Origin of the sequence: Priestia sp. FSL R5-0597 (assembly GCF_038006305.1) — a bacterium.
Lineage (GTDB): Bacteria > Bacillota > Bacilli > Bacillales > Bacillaceae_H > Priestia > Priestia zanthoxyli.
On sequence record NZ_JBBOUZ010000001.1, the window covers coordinates 2,778,741 to 2,792,949 of the forward strand.

Sequence of the window (14,209 nt, forward strand, 5' to 3'; positions counted from 1 at the left end):
GTACTAACCTGCTGTCATTTATTAATAATCAGAGTTGCTTAATTGACCTTTTGCAATTGATACGCCAGAGCTTGCACCAATACGTGTTGCACCAGCTTCAATCATTGCTTTTGCATCTTCTAAGCCGCGAACGCCGCCAGAAGCTTTTACACCTACATCTGGTCCAACCGTTTTTCTCATAAGCGCTACGTCTTCTACCGTTGCGCCTCCTGTAGAGAAGCCCGTTGACGTTTTAACAAAATCAGCTCCAGCTTTTACAGCTAGCTCAGAAACTTTTGCTTTTTCTTCGTCTGTTAAAAGAGCTGTTTCAATAATTACTTTTACTAGCGCTTTTCCTTTTGCAGCATCCACTACTGCTTGAATGTCGCTTTGCACTAAGTCATAGTTTTTATCTTTTAACGCGCCGACGTTGATTACCATATCTACTTCATCTGCACCGTTTTCGATTGCATTTGTTGTTTCGAATGCTTTTACTGCTGAAGTCGTAGCTCCAAGAGGGAAACCGATTACCGTACATACTTTCACTTCTGGAGCATCGTTTAATAACTCAGCTGCTTTTTTTACCCACGTTGGATTTACACAAACCGAAGCGAATGAATATTCTTTTGCTTCTTGTGCTAAAACCGTAACTTGCTCTTCTGTTGCATCTGCTTTTAATAATGTATGATCAATAATACCCGTAATGTTTTGACTCATTTTGTTCTTCCTCTCTCTTTCTTAATGAATTTCTTTATAAATTAACGTTGGAGCTTCTACTTTTTCAGCGACCGTGCTGTAAGAATCATAAACGATATCCATTACTTCCTGTACATCTTCACTATTGCTGTGGATTGTAACAAGAGAGTCGCCTTTTCTCACTGAATCTCCAACTTTTTTATTAAGCATAATACCAACTGCTAAGTCGATTTCAGATTCTTTTGTTGCACGTCCTGCACCTAGCTTCATTGCCGCTACGCCGATTTTTTCTGCAACGATTTCTGAAATGTAGCCATCTTCTTTTGCTGGCACTTCAATTTTGTGCGCTGCATCCGGTAATTTAGACGGATCGTCTGCCACAGAAGCGTCTCCGCCTTGTGCGCTTAAGAACGTTTTGAACGATTCTAATGCTTTTCCGTTTTTAATTACTTCTTGAAGCATTGCACGCGCTTCGTCTAAGCTGCTTGCTTTTTCAGCAAGTACAACCATATGACTTCCTAATGTTAAGCAAAGCTCCGTTAAATCTTCAGGGCCTTCGCCTTTTAACGTGTCGATTGCTTCTTTCACTTCAAGCGCATTACCAACCGCAAAACCTAGAGGCTGGCTCATATCTGAAATGATTGCTTTTGTGTTTCGGTCTACGCCCTTTCCGATTTCAACCATTGCTTTTGCTAATTCTTCAGCGTCTTCAAGCTTCTTCATGAATGCGCCGTTCCCCGTTTTCACGTCCAAGCAAATGGCATCTGCTCCAGCGGCAATTTTCTTACTCATAATTGAGCTTGCAATTAACGGAATCGAATCAACCGTTGCTGTTACATCACGAAGCGCATAAAGTTTTTTATCCGCTGGCGTTAAGTCTCCGCTTTGGCCGATAACGGCAATTTTATTTGTATTTACTAAACGAATGAATTCTTCGTTTGTAATTTCAACGTGGAAGCCAGGCACTGCTTCTAGTTTATCAATCGTACCGCCAGTGTGTCCTAAGCCGCGGCCAGACATTTTGGCAACCGGTACATCAACCGCAGCTACTAAAGGTCCTAATACAAGTGTTGTTGTATCACCTACGCCGCCTGTGCTGTGTTTGTCTACTTTAATACCTTCAATTTTTGATAAGTCAATTTGATCGCCTGATTCAACCATTGCTTGCGTTAAATTTACGCGTTCTTCCTGCGTCATTCCTTGAAAGTAAATCGCCATCGCAAATGCCGATAGCTGATAATCAGGTAAATCCCCTTTTGTATAACCTTCGATAATAAAATCGATTTCTGCTTTATTTAATTCATGTCCATTACGTTTTTTTTCAATTAAGTCAACCATTCTCATGACGTTTTCCCCCTAAAAGTATCTGCATATTGTGCATCCACTAAAACGTTTTCAACAACTTACACCCTTACTATATAATAGCTTTGAACAATTGTAAACAGATATATTTACATTTGTTCAAAAATATTTATAGCTGCTGTTTTAGTGAATAAAAAAAGACTTCCGCACTCGGAAGTCTTCCCTTATTTTTCAGCTTTTATCACAAATGACAATACGATTCTGTACTTATTCTTTACCTTTTTATAAGGAATTAATACGTATGGCTGATCAGGCGGCGTAAATCGTTCAATTCCTTTTTGATTAGCATCAGGAGAAAAGTACATTCTTCCCCACCGTTTAATGATATAGCCCGTGGTTCCCTTGGCAATCACTCCGTCTTTTGAAACGTCTGTTTGAAAAGGATACCGGTTTCGCTGTGCCTGCAGAGACGACACAGAATAAGATACAATATCTTCTACTATTTCAATTCGATGAAGCTTTTGCTCTTGAAAAAACAGCGTCTTCATCTCCTTTACTCTTGTTTATCTAATAAAAAGCGCGCCGTGAACTGATCAGTAACGAGTACATTTGCAAATTTCCCTTGCAGCGCTCCGTAAATGCTGTCGATTTTCTGATCCCCGCCAGCTACTAAAATGGCGTACTCTTTCTTCTTAAGTTCCTCCAAATCAAGTCCTAGCGTCCGTTCATCCAGGCTTTCATTGCAAATTTGTCCATCTTTATCAAAAAAGCGTGAACAAATATCTCCTACTGCTCGCGAGGAAATCATCTCTACATCTTGTTCGGAAAAGTAGCCAAGCTGAAAAAGCAGCGAATCCGTTTTAATGGGTCCCGTAGTAAACACAGCAATGTTGGCTTGCTTGCCTAAATCTAAAATGCGCTTAATATGACGATCCGTTTCCATTGCTTTTTTAACTACCACGTGATCAACAATCACAGGTAGCGGAAGATGCATAGGAGGCGTATTGTATGCCTTTCCAAATAAGTACATAATTTCAGAAGCATATGTGCTCGTTTCCGAATGGCTTACTCCGCCTTTTAACTGCACAACCTGAACGTCATTCACATACTTTTGTTTTAAATCGATGGCCACTTGATAAAGAGTTGTTCCCCACGTCACCCCAATAATGTCTCCATCTTTTACGATGTCATAGAGATAGTCAGCTGCTGCTACGCCTAGATGACTTTTAATAATGTGATTTTCATATTGAGGCACCGGTGTGACGATTGCTTTTTTTAGATTGAATTTTTGTTCAAGCTGAGAAGACAATTTTTCACTATTGATAGATGAATCCACAATTTTAATTTGAACAATGCCTTCTTCTTTTGCTGTCTGCAGCAATCGAGAAACCGTAGGCCTTGATACACCAAGCTTTTTTGCAATTTCACTTTGATTATAATCAAGAATATAATACATCCTTGCCGCTTCAATCACTTTATTAAATTTCTCTTGATCCATCTCCATCGACTTGTTCTCCCTTACCTCATGAATTTCTTATCCCAATTTTACCAAACTTATGTCTTTAGTTTACTTGTTTGATGAACAAAATTTCAAGAGGGGATTTTGTAACTGAGATGAAAAGAGAAATACTCGGGTTTAAGGAGACCAGTTTTCTACGTATCCATTCATTCCAGCATACTCATAAAGAGCTTCTAATTTACGCTCCGAATAATAGTTAAAATCATTGTGAACTGCTGTTAATTTAAGATTCTCATTACGAACAAACATTTTCTCAAGATATAAGCTCTTAGCAAGTTTATTGCTCTTTTTTGTGTTGCAGCTTTGACAGCTTAGCACCAAATTCCACATATTATCTGATTGGATATAACTCCATGGAATAAAATGATCTACATGAGTAGCGATGCGTTTATCAGAAAGAACTTTCCCACAATAAAAACATTCTTTTGTTTCATATTTCCAAAGGATGTTATAGAATGCATGCAGCGATTCGCGTTTTGATATATTTTCCACTTTCAACAAGACATCTTCCAACTTATTTTTGTCATTATGCTTTTCTAAAAATTTCGCCAAATGATAATTGGTTAAATGAGTAACAATTTGTCTATATTTTTGTAAAAAAATATACATACTGCTATTAAACTTTATGTATTCTGTTCTTTTATCAAACTCATAAATAGAACCTTCCATATCTCCGTATAACGCTCCTACTACATACCTTGCCCCCACTTTTTTAGTTCTTTCTACTAATTGCAATTGAAGATTACTTGGTAAATGATCAAATACTACTTTATTGGGGACACCATGCATTAACTGAAATTCCTTTAACTCTTTTTGAATTCCAGCTTGTCTGTTGGACGTATTTAATTGATTCAAATCATGATGAATAACCAAGTTCCAATATATTTTAGCAAATGAAAAATACACTTGATCAAACGTGAGGACTAACCGATTGTCAACATTATATAGGTTTTCAATTAAAGCTTTCATCAATCCATATTTATATGTTGTGGTAAAGTGACCATTAGCGAAAAATTGATTAATGATCTTCCAAATTTCTTGTTCTGTTAAATAAGTTTTTTTTTATTTCTCCTACTTTTAAATTGAAACTCACCTGCCACCGCTCGCTCCTTCCACTATTGCACCACCAAACTACGCTTCTTCTGTTTTCACTAAATAAATTCGACCATCAAACTTCCCGCGCTCCTTCGCCTTCTCCTCACGCACTTTCTCCAGCTGTTCTGGCGTGGCTCCGTGCACAGCTGCTAACGCGTGCATCACTTCCAGTAAATCTGCGAGTTCTTCAATAGCATCTTGATGGGTTTGGGCTTCTATGTATTCTTGAAGCTCTTCTTTTGCCTTTTCCTTCAGCTCATTTTGATACTCCTCTCGCTGCAGCACGCGTGATTTGAAGGTGTTTCCACTTTGCTCAATCATTGTTGGAATTTTATCTCGCACTAGCTTGTTATAAGTGAGCATTATTTTTTCCCTCCATCTCTTACCTTTCTAGTAAACTAGTATCTTTCAAATTCTGCTTTGTTTCCGTTAAACACATTTAAATCAATAAACGTTTCTTTACCTTTATAGCCGCTGGCACTTATTGCATTTGGAATTACCCAGCCTATACTCCATAGTAGAAATATAAAACTTACAAGAGCGGCTAATATAACTCCTACGGCAAGAAATCTGTTCTTCTTTTGATTTTCTTTATCTATTGTGTTTACCCCCTTTTTTAGAAAATACTTCTAATATTCTAACATAAAAAGGATTTTTCAAAGCAAAAGAGCCTACCAGTATTTATTTGGAAATATAAAAAAACCACCTAAAAATCAGGCGGCTCTTCTTTTATGCTGCGTCTTCAGATGGTTCATTTTCTTTGGCTGCTTCTATCAGTAAAAAAATAGCCGTTAAGATATGCATGATCATGCCGACAATTGGAATCCACGCAATAGCAGAACAGACAATTCCCATGATATGCCCTGTCCGAACTTTGTTTGTTTTAATCGCAAATACTAAACCTACAATATGCAATGCGAGCATTAAAATAAGCGGCGTGTAGGCTAGGCCAATAACCAAGGTCCCGCCTAGAATTGGAATCCCCCAAAGAGCCTCTAATCCTCCGCTGACCCATTTCAATATACGACTTGTTTTTCCCAATGTATCCTCCCCCTTTGTCTTCAATGTATGCACAGAGGTTTTGTTTCTGAACGGTTGTATATGAAAAAAGTGGCAAAAATACGTGCACTAAAAATAAATCGATAGTCCCATATAAAGATACGTTTTTATACGGGACTAGTGTAGTAGTGGAAAATGAATGAGAGGAAAAGGCTTTGTTTTACATGTAATAACGAGGAGCTCTTCGTCGAGAGAATGAAGTAAACATCAACAAAAAAAGCCGAACTCAAAATGTAAGCTCGGCTTTTTCTTATATGATAAATAGAAGTATTATAAAATGTTTTTTGTATTAGTGTTCTCGACTCTTCTCAAATTTTTCAACAGCCTCAAAATCAAGCTCGGCTGATATCCAATCGCCTTTTTCCGGGAATTCTAAATTTCGAACGACTATTTTATTCGGCCCTTTTTTTTCTAAAATTTTCGCCTGGCAGTTTTTGTACATAACTACTTCTCGTTCTTTGATATCTGTCCACAACAAGTGCAGAACCCCTTTCAATTTTAAGAAGTTAATATTTCGAAACACTGTTTTACATTTTATTATATTTTTTTGGATTTGTTAATTTTTTTGTCTTGTTTTTCATAAAAAAATGATCAAAACGCTTTTTTCCACTACAATATACCCAAAATATCTTTTAACCTTTAAATATTTATGGTATATTTTTAAAATTGTATTACAAGTTTTTTGTTTTTGCCTTTTCGTTTCTCCTCTTTTCTTCTTTTTACATATTCATAATAGACATATCAATCTATACTAATACGTATCAAGGTTTAAAAGTTCAAAAATATCTTAACATACTAAAAAGCATTGGGTTGTCCCACTAGAAAGCCAATCGAATTTACAAAAACTCCACCGAAAAAACTAGAAGCCTTTAGCCATACAAAAGACTACTTTTACTGCATTTATATTTTAATGAATACTAACAACACAATTTGAGGTGCCAACAATGAACGTATTGACAAACGCTATAATTATCTTATTAGCTTATTTAATTGGGTCAATTCCTTTTGCTTTAGTGATTGGAAAGGGCTTTTACAAAACCGATGTTCGTAAGCACGGAAGCGGTAACTTAGGAGCTACTAATACCTTTCGCACTTTAGGAAAGAAAGCAGGTATTATAGTATTGATCGGCGATATAGCAAAAGGCTCGCTAGCCGTCTGTTTACCGCTTATGATGAATAGTCACTTGCATATGCTTGCCCCTGGATTTATTGCTATTCTTGGACATAGCTATCCGATTTTTGCAAAGTTTAAAGGAGGAAAATCTGTAGCGACTGCCGCTGGTGTATTCCTTGCATTTTCACCATTAGCTTTCATTCTAGGGATTCTTGCTTTTTTAATTTCTCTCAAAATTTCTAAATACGTATCCTTATCTTCACCTATTGGCGCATTGGTTGCCTTTTTGGCATCAATTTATGTAGGTGATGTTGTACTAATCGTATTTGCAGCCGTTATTTTTGTTTTCATTACATGGAAGCATATTAAAAACTTCAAACGAATTAAATTGGGTACAGAGCCTAAGGTTAATTTTTAAACGTCATGAAGTTATTGACTAGTAATCTTTAAATATGTTTACCAAAAAGGTGTTCATGAGTTGAACACCTTTTTTTATTATTTTAGTACGCCTTGTCCCAAGATAGACGTAAATTATGAAATTTATTTTTAAAAAACGCTCTGGATTATAGAGTAAACAATGCATTCCATTTGATATTTACAATTTAACTACTTAACATAGTAATCTTTTTAGTAAATTTGAATAAATAAATGAAACCTTTCCTCTCCACTAACCGTATACCTATCATGCACGTATTAGTTAAAGGAGGAAGACTTGTGCTAAAACGAATTTCACTGTTTATTTTCGTTAATATTTTAGTATTAATTACAATCACAACGATTACATCTTTATTAGGTGTTCAAAGCTATATGGGAAGCGGCGGTTACGGCGGCCTGCTGGCATTTAGCGTCATTGCCGGCTTCAGCGGCGCAATTATTTCTCTTATGATGTCACGCTTAATGGCAAAGTGGATGATGGGTGTTCAAGTTATTGATGAACGTTCCCCTCAAGGTGAATATGAACGATTTGTTTTAGAAGAAACTCACCGACTTGCATCTGTGGCAGGATTAAGAAAAATGCCTCAGGTCGGAATTTATCACTCAGCCGAAGTTAACGCGTTTGCAACAGGGCCAAGTAAAAGACGCTCGCTTGTTGCCGTTTCAAGCGGAATGCTTGAACGAATGGACCGTGATGCGATCAGCGGCGTTATCGCTCACGAAATAGCGCATATTAAAAGCGGAGATATGGTCACAACTACGCTGCTGCAAGGAGTATTAAATACATTCGTTATTTTCTTCTCTCGTTTAGTAGCCAAAGCGGTGTCAAACTTTGTGCGAGAAGAGTTTGCGATGGTTGTTTATTTCCTTACATCGATTGTATTTGAGATTCTCTTTAGTATTTTAAGCAGCCCAATTATTTTCTGGCATTCAAGAAGACGTGAATTCAAAGCCGATGAGCTTGCAGCTAAACTCGGCGGCAAGGAAAAAATGATTTATGCGTTAGAATCGCTTCGTCATACTACTTCATTAGTAGATGACCGTCAAAAATCAATTGCCGCTTTTAAAATTAGCGGTAAAGAAAAATTCTCACGCTTATTTTCTACTCATCCACCGCTTGAAAAACGCATTGAGCGCTTGCATTCACTGTAAGCAGACAAAACCAGCTTCTTTAAAGAAGCTGGTTTTTTTATGTTATGACTGAGGAGCAAGCACACGTGCAGCTTCCCACAGCAAGACGCCGTCTTTATTTTTTGTTAATTCCACGTAGCCTTCTTTTTCTAGATACGTAAGCTGGCCGTACACTTCTGAGAAAATAAAGTCAGGTGCTTTTTGATACATATCCGGGAAAAATGCAGCGCTGACTTCAAGCGTTGTTTTCTTTCCTTCCCCCATCGCTTGTAACACGCGCAGCGCCCATTTATGCTGCTTTTGAATACGTTCCATAATTAAAGAATGAATGTCACTAAGCGGTTCACCATGTCCGCTGTAAATCAAATCAATGTCGTAGTTCAACGTTTTTTCTAGAGACGCCAAGTAGTCCAATAGCGGCGTTGGCTTGGGATTTTGAATGGTTGGCTCTAAATACGGGTTTGACGGTACTTTTGGCAAAATATGATCTCCGCCAAACGCAACTTTTTCTTTGCGATTGTAAAACATCAGCTGACTTAACGAATGTCCCGGCGCTTCAATTACTTCCCACTCACTCGCATACGGAAGTGTATCTCCTTCTTTTAAATAACACGTTAGCTTCTGCCCTTTAGGTGAATATACTTGAATTGCAGCCGTTGCTTTACGAAGCCATTCTTCCATTACATCATCACTGACTCCAAACTCCATAAGGAAATTACGATATAGCTCATTATGCTGCTGAACAAACTCTTCATCTTGATAAATCCAAGGCTCCACAAGCTTATGACCATAAACCGGTATATCACTCGGCATCCATTCTAAAAATCCAGTGTGATCCGGATGCTGATGAGTAAGAATCACTTGTTCAATATCTGTGACTTTATATCCTTCTTTACGAAGCGCCTCTTCAAAAACGCTCCACGCTTCTTTGGTTTTCATACCTGCATCAATTAACGTTAACTTGTCTGCTTTTAATAAAAACACATTCACTGGTCCAATTGGAAATGGCGTAGGCAGTTCAATGCGTATCACTTTATGATCTAAACTCATTTTACCAAACCCCTATATCTGCATTCTTTTTACTTTTTTATACTGTTAAACGTCTTATTCTTTTAATTAGTCAATTTCCTGCTAACGTCTACTTGTAAAAGTACTCTGAGCAGCAATCATTACATAGCTCTTTGTACTCGTACAAACATTTTATATAAACTCATACTATTAATAGTTTAGCAGGTTTGAAGACAAATTGATAAAGGAATGCTTTCCAGTGTACTTATTTAAAGCAAACGAATGGTTCATCAAACGAAAAAAGTAAGATAGAATAAAGAGACGAAATGATGATATAAGGAGTATAGGTTATGATTAAAGCGATTTTTCTTTTTATCTTAGCAGGTCTTGCTGAAATTGGCGGAGGCTATTTGATTTGGCAGTGGCTGCGCGAAGGAGCATCAAGCTGGTTAGGACTTCTGGGCGGTATTGCTTTGGTGCTGTACGGCGTCATTGCTACGTGGCAGTCGTTCCCCGACTTTGGACGTGTATATGCAGCTTACGGCGGTATTTTTATTGTTTTAAGCCTGTTTTGGGCGTGGTGGGTTGATAAAAAAATGCCCGATACATACGATTGGATTGGCGGACTTGTGTGTCTGATTGGCGTAGCGGTTATGCTTTGGCCAAGAAGTTAAGCAATCACACAGGAAGGAGCGCGCTTTTTCCCTTTTTGTAAGAAGAAGCAAAATAAAAAGAGGCTAGGACATAACGAGTTGAATCCAATCTAAAGACGAACAAATGGGAGACATGAGCTGAACCGCTTGAGACACCGCCGTTGATTTCCGTGCAAGACTTCGCTTTCCGCGGGCGGACGCTGAGCCTCCTCGTTGCTTACGCTCCTGCGGGGTCTCATCTGTTCCGCTTTTCCCGCAGGAGTCTTCGTCTTGCCCTCCAATCAACGGCTAGAAGAATCTAAACAGGTGAAACCTACGTTTACCCTAACAAAAAAACGAACCACTCATCAACATGGTTGATAAATGGTTCGTTTTTCACTTCGTCTAACATACTTTTGTCCCAGCCTCTTTTTATTTATCACTTATTAAATCTGCCGAAAAAGCCTTTTCTTTTTTCCTTAAACGTATTAGGTCTATGTAAATTAAATAAGTGTTCGATGCCATTTTCCATCATCTTTTCTAGCAAAGCTTCTTGTCCATGCTGGAAATAGTACTCCATTTCTTCTTCGTACAAAGGGAGAAGCGTATGGAAATAGACTGGCCACTCTCCGTGGGTTTCTTTTCCGTTTTCAAGATACGGCATCATAAATGCCTCTTGGCACTGGGGCAAAGGAGGCACGACCATAACACCACAAAAGCCGCTTTCTGGTGAATACGGTTGAACCTGTAATGGCAGCTTCACTTTTTCACCTGTTAACGTTCGTTCATAGGTATCCACGTAGCGATCCAGCTCTTGATTTGGAAACACCATCCACTGACCAATCCAATTCATATTGTTAACCGCAAAGCTTCCTACTTGATGCATGACTTGAGGAATCCAGCTGTACTTTTCATCTTCAAACGGATCTTGATCTGCATGCATCACCAGTTCAACATACGCGCTGTCTAATCCAGGGGGTGCCGGCAGGCGAAGCGTACTATAACCATGTGTTGCGACCGTATAAAACGGCACTGATTCTGTAGGAGCCATTTCATAAAAACCTGCCTCTGTCAGCTCAGCTGACTCTGCTTCGACACGGCGGATAATTGGCCCATAATATGCTTGTAAGTGAGCTTCCACATCCTCATCGAGCGATTCGCGCACAAATGGATTTAACTCTTCAACTGAAGCTTCTGCTTCCTGTGATGACCATACTTCATAGAAAGTAAAACCGGTTAGCCCGTTCTCAAACACTACCTCTCGAAATGCATCAGAAACATAAATTTCTGGAGAGATAATAGGAAAATCTCCTAGACTATGTTCGGTATACTTTATTCGAAAAATTGGCTGTCTCTTTACCTTATCCTCTATAAAGGACAGCTTGTCAAACCCTCCAAAATCATCAGGTATTGATTCTGAATAATTCACACATTCGTTTATCACATTAACAATATTAACAGCGTAGCACTTGTATTCAGGGTGAGTAAGAGGAACAAATTCTACAAACTCAGAAATTAGTTTTTCTAAGCTCTGAACAGCATATCTATCGATAATTGGAGGAGTTGCAAAACCTTTATAAGTTAAAAGGTTATTTAACTCTCCTTTTTCATATGTTTCAACTGGAAGATTTGTTTTACTATGTAGATACTCTCCTTGCTGCAGCAGATTTCTAAATAGTGTTTCGTCATCTTCCTTGTTAGCAGCGGCTATTTGCTCACTTTCTAAACTTGTACTTAATTTCCATATTTTCATAAACAACACCTCTAGTTTCTATATAGGAAGTCTATTTTTCCTGTTAATAAGTCTTTTCTAGTTTTATCTAATAAATTAACTATAAGCTCCGTCTTTTGTTCATGAGGTATAGGAGCGTTGTCGATTCTCAGTATGCTGTCCTTCAAGTAGTCTTTATAGACTTTCCCATGTCCCCAAAAACTCTTTCCAGTTAGCCAATAATCTCCATACAAGTGGTGTACAACTTGTCCTGGCCAAAATTTAAACTCTTTTGCGGTGATAAAAACTCCATTAGCAGCAGAATTAATATCTATACCATATTTCTCTAAATACTCTCTCATCCCTCCATCGTTTACAGGAACGATATGATGAGCTTGAGAATTTTTCGGCCGTATAATACCGGCATTCTTTAATTCATCGCTTAGTATTACAGAATCTTGTTTGGATTTACTATGTGTTTTCTGAAGAGTCCAAGCTTGATTTTTCCTCACTTGATTAGCGTATTGTTCTGCTTTTTTAGCAGCCATTAACCTTAATCGCTGAATTCTATCAGCATTCACCTTACGTTTTACCGGTATTATCTTTAATATTTTTTCTTTGCTTAAACGTAAATTAATCGCTTGAAGCTCCCGGTTAGTTAGGTGTGTAACATCTTTACTAGGAGCTACTAAGCTTCCTTTCCAGCTTGCTGGGTCAACTAAACCCTCTTTTACAGCCGCTGCTAATTTGGCCTTACTAGCTTGATTAAACTCTAGTTTGTTAATAATATCTAAGTTCTTTGATAAAGTTTCAGCAGATCTAGTTTCTGAGTTAACAGCCTCAAGACTTTTTGAAGATTGAGAGCCTCTTCCACTACCTTTCGATGGTACATTCCAATCAGAAGTAGTTTTATAAATATTGTTTTCTAGATGAGATGAAGACTTGGAATATAAGCTTGACTCAGACACTGCACTTTCTCCAGCAAAAGCTAAGTGTCTTTGAACGCCTGTAGTATTGGCTAAATTAGAGGTTTCTTTAAACGTATGCTTTGCTTGTTCACCTAGCACTTTTGCTCCTTGAATGGCTTCTTTCGTATCTTTGGCGACTTTCTGAGTAATTACTGCACCAGCTCCGCTTCCAAATAGCCCTCCAAATGCTCCTATTAACGCGCTTTTACGCTCATCTTCATCTAGCTCATTTCCAAGTACATCTTTTCCTGTTACATATTCGTACGCCCCATTCGTACCTACAAGTCCGTAAAGACCTTTTTCGGTGTTCTGAAGAACATGAAACGATTTAGGATTTTTATATGCAAGCAGTGCATCGTGAGCCGCATTTATTCCTTTACCAGCTTTATATACACCTTTTGCTCCTTTTGCTCCTTTACCAATCCATCCTACTACTGGAATAAAACCAGCTGCAGCCATTGCCGCTGCAGTTGCTCGCTGAGTGGCAGAGAGCTTTTTACCCGTCACAGGATCTACACCTTCGGTTGCTCGCTTATAATCATAATATCCAGTCGCTTCTCCTGTAAAGGTTGAAACGACTTCCCATGTTTTTTCATACCATGGTTTATTCGCTTCAATTTCTGCTTGTCTTTTATTTTCATAGTATGTTTTTTCTTCTTTTTTTGCTTTTAAATAACTTTTAGTATTTTGGCTGATTTTTTGCTGTATTTTGTATTTTTCACTATTATGATAGGCTTTAGTGTCAAAAACAACTTGATAAGCTCCACTTCCTTGAGAAGTTAACGCTTCTAGCTCATCAACACTGCTTTTTACAGATTGGTAATTTTCATCTAAACTTGCATATTCAGTAGACCAATTATGATCTAGTTTTTCTACTGCAGTAATGGTACTAGCTCTCTTTTTATCTGCGCTCTTTAGCTTCGATTGAACATCCTTTGTTGAAAAAGCGTCCAACGGCAAAATATCATGTATATCATTCAAGATATCTTTTAAATCTTTATGTTGTTCTTCAATCATTTGTGTTGCCTGATTATTAGCTACTTCGAGTTCATGTTCTAAAAAAGATACATCAACAATTGTGTGACCATCTAATTTTTCTTCATGTGCACGTTCTGACAATACAGAAAAATAGGCATGGTTAGCAGAAACTAATGCTTCCCAATAGCCAACCACGTCTACCTGCATTTGATAAAATTTTTTAATTTGGTCTGCACCTTTCCCTTGAAATTCGGTATCTAAGTTTGCTACACCTTGTAATGCTTTTTTCAGTTCACCTAGTTCTTCATTAAGCTTTTTATATGTACTTACACGCTCTTTTGCATAAGCAAGCAGCGAACTTGCTTCATACACTTTCCCCATTAAATTCCCTCTTTTATCACTGTAATTAGAAAACCATCAAACTTTTTGTATTTAATCTAACTTTTCCCTATATTATCCATTATAAAGTTTCAGCTAACCTATCTAAATAGGAATATCTAACCTTTTATACACAATTAATTTCTATAAAAAGGATAAATATACAAAAATATCATATCTTTGATTCCACAAAAAAAGACAACC

Annotated in this window: 15 protein-coding genes; 3 read left to right on the forward strand and 12 right to left on the reverse strand. The window is 37.7% G+C overall.

Going from position 1 to position 14,209, the window contains the following annotated elements; translation table 11 throughout:
* Nucleotides 1–21 precede the first annotated feature (21 nt).
* The 8 genes from deoC to MKX72_RS14205 all read right to left on the reverse strand — a co-directional run bounded on the left by deoC (nucleotide 22) and on the right by MKX72_RS14205 (nucleotide 6,128).
* A complete protein-coding gene (gene deoC, locus MKX72_RS14170) occupies nucleotides 22–696 on the reverse strand; it encodes a deoxyribose-phosphate aldolase (RefSeq protein ID WP_155008002.1) in 675 nt (224 codons plus the stop codon).
* 21 nt (nucleotides 697–717) lie between these two features.
* Nucleotides 718–2,019, reverse strand: a complete 1,302-nt coding sequence (locus MKX72_RS14175) for a pyrimidine-nucleoside phosphorylase (RefSeq protein ID WP_155008001.1) — start codon at nucleotides 2,017–2,019, stop codon at nucleotides 718–720.
* Nucleotides 2,020–2,201: 182 nt separating this feature from the next.
* Nucleotides 2,202–2,525 carry a hypothetical protein gene (locus MKX72_RS14180; protein ID WP_034268798.1) on the reverse strand — a complete coding sequence of 108 codons (324 nt, stop codon included), beginning with the start codon at nucleotides 2,523–2,525 and terminating at the stop codon, nucleotides 2,202–2,204.
* 5 nt (nucleotides 2,526–2,530) lie between these two features.
* The gene (locus MKX72_RS14185; protein WP_026106623.1) at nucleotides 2,531–3,475 is read right to left on the reverse strand and encodes a sugar-binding transcriptional regulator; all 945 of its coding nucleotides are present in this window, start codon (nucleotides 3,473–3,475) and stop codon (nucleotides 2,531–2,533) included.
* A 138-nt stretch (nucleotides 3,476–3,613) separates the two neighbouring features.
* Complete coding sequence (locus MKX72_RS14190; RefSeq protein WP_235918745.1) at nucleotides 3,614–4,465, reverse strand: HNH endonuclease domain-containing protein; 852 nt, start codon at nucleotides 4,463–4,465, stop codon at nucleotides 3,614–3,616.
* Between the two features lie 162 nt (nucleotides 4,466–4,627).
* Nucleotides 4,628–4,954, reverse strand: a complete 327-nt coding sequence (locus MKX72_RS14195; RefSeq protein ID WP_098627507.1) for a nucleoside triphosphate pyrophosphohydrolase — start codon at nucleotides 4,952–4,954, stop codon at nucleotides 4,628–4,630.
* 366 nt (nucleotides 4,955–5,320) lie between these two features.
* Nucleotides 5,321–5,632 (reverse strand): hypothetical protein, encoded by a 312-nt coding sequence (locus MKX72_RS14200; protein WP_033579337.1) that lies wholly within the window; start codon nucleotides 5,630–5,632, stop codon nucleotides 5,321–5,323.
* 307 nt (nucleotides 5,633–5,939) lie between these two features.
* Complete coding sequence (locus MKX72_RS14205) at nucleotides 5,940–6,128, reverse strand: hypothetical protein (protein ID WP_016764545.1); 189 nt, start codon at nucleotides 6,126–6,128, stop codon at nucleotides 5,940–5,942.
* A 466-nt stretch (nucleotides 6,129–6,594) separates the two neighbouring features.
* Here MKX72_RS14205 and plsY point away from each other — a divergent pair, with 466 nt between their 5' ends.
* Both plsY and htpX read left to right on the forward strand, forming a co-directional pair.
* Nucleotides 6,595–7,182, forward strand: coding sequence for a glycerol-3-phosphate 1-O-acyltransferase PlsY (gene plsY / locus MKX72_RS14210; protein ID WP_033579338.1), 588 nt, complete (start codon nucleotides 6,595–6,597; stop codon nucleotides 7,180–7,182).
* 296 nt (nucleotides 7,183–7,478) lie between these two features.
* Nucleotides 7,479–8,351: a protease HtpX gene (gene htpX / locus MKX72_RS14215; protein ID WP_014459652.1), complete on the forward strand. Its 873-nt coding sequence runs from the start codon at nucleotides 7,479–7,481 to the stop codon at nucleotides 8,349–8,351.
* A gap of 42 nt (nucleotides 8,352–8,393) precedes the next feature.
* Here the strand turns inward: htpX and MKX72_RS14220 are convergent, their stop codons facing one another.
* Nucleotides 8,394–9,380, reverse strand: coding sequence for an MBL fold metallo-hydrolase (locus MKX72_RS14220; protein WP_033579339.1), 987 nt, complete (start codon nucleotides 9,378–9,380; stop codon nucleotides 8,394–8,396).
* 308 nt (nucleotides 9,381–9,688) lie between these two features.
* Here MKX72_RS14220 and MKX72_RS14225 point away from each other — a divergent pair, with 308 nt between their 5' ends.
* Nucleotides 9,689–10,012: a YnfA family protein gene (locus tag MKX72_RS14225; RefSeq protein ID WP_014459650.1), complete on the forward strand. Its 324-nt coding sequence runs from the start codon at nucleotides 9,689–9,691 to the stop codon at nucleotides 10,010–10,012.
* 63 nt (nucleotides 10,013–10,075) lie between these two features.
* Here the strand turns inward: MKX72_RS14225 and MKX72_RS14230 are convergent, their stop codons facing one another.
* The 3 genes from MKX72_RS14230 to MKX72_RS14240 form a co-directional block, all read right to left on the reverse strand.
* Nucleotides 10,076–10,276 carry a hypothetical protein gene (locus MKX72_RS14230; RefSeq protein ID WP_080754439.1) on the reverse strand — a complete coding sequence of 67 codons (201 nt, stop codon included), beginning with the start codon at nucleotides 10,274–10,276 and terminating at the stop codon, nucleotides 10,076–10,078.
* Between the two features lie 133 nt (nucleotides 10,277–10,409).
* Nucleotides 10,410–11,723: a suppressor of fused domain protein gene (locus MKX72_RS14235; RefSeq protein ID WP_155008000.1), complete on the reverse strand. Its 1,314-nt coding sequence runs from the start codon at nucleotides 11,721–11,723 to the stop codon at nucleotides 10,410–10,412.
* An 11-nt stretch (nucleotides 11,724–11,734) separates the two neighbouring features.
* The gene (locus MKX72_RS14240; RefSeq protein WP_052191897.1) at nucleotides 11,735–14,008 is read right to left on the reverse strand and encodes a T7SS effector LXG polymorphic toxin; all 2,274 of its coding nucleotides are present in this window, start codon (nucleotides 14,006–14,008) and stop codon (nucleotides 11,735–11,737) included.
* Nucleotides 14,009–14,209: the final 201 nt, after the last annotated feature.

Excerpts from the sequence above, each read along its gene's own strand:
- deoC (WP_155008002.1), bottom strand. The coding sequence starts at position 696 with ATGAGTCAAAACATTACGGGTATTATTGATCATACATTATTAAAAGCA.
- MKX72_RS14175 (WP_155008001.1), bottom strand. The coding sequence starts at position 2,019 with ATGAGAATGGTTGACTTAATTGAAAAAAAACGTAATGGACATGAATTA.
- MKX72_RS14180 (WP_034268798.1), bottom strand. The coding sequence starts at position 2,525 with ATGAAGACGCTGTTTTTTCAAGAGCAAAAGCTTCATCGAATTGAAATA.
- MKX72_RS14185 (WP_026106623.1), bottom strand. The coding sequence starts at position 3,475 with ATGGATCAAGAGAAATTTAATAAAGTGATTGAAGCGGCAAGGATGTAT.
- MKX72_RS14190 (WP_235918745.1), bottom strand. The coding sequence starts at position 4,465 with ATGAAAGCTTTAATTGAAAACCTATATAATGTTGACAATCGGTTAGTC.
- MKX72_RS14195 (WP_098627507.1), bottom strand. The coding sequence starts at position 4,954 with ATGCTCACTTATAACAAGCTAGTGCGAGATAAAATTCCAACAATGATT.
- plsY (WP_033579338.1), top strand. The coding sequence starts at position 6,595 with ATGAACGTATTGACAAACGCTATAATTATCTTATTAGCTTATTTAATT.
- MKX72_RS14220 (WP_033579339.1), bottom strand. The coding sequence starts at position 9,380 with ATGAGTTTAGATCATAAAGTGATACGCATTGAACTGCCTACGCCATTT.
- MKX72_RS14225 (WP_014459650.1), top strand. The coding sequence starts at position 9,689 with ATGATTAAAGCGATTTTTCTTTTTATCTTAGCAGGTCTTGCTGAAATT.
- MKX72_RS14235 (WP_155008000.1), bottom strand. The coding sequence starts at position 11,723 with ATGAAAATATGGAAATTAAGTACAAGTTTAGAAAGTGAGCAAATAGCC.
- MKX72_RS14240 (WP_052191897.1), bottom strand. The coding sequence starts at position 14,008 with ATGGGGAAAGTGTATGAAGCAAGTTCGCTGCTTGCTTATGCAAAAGAG.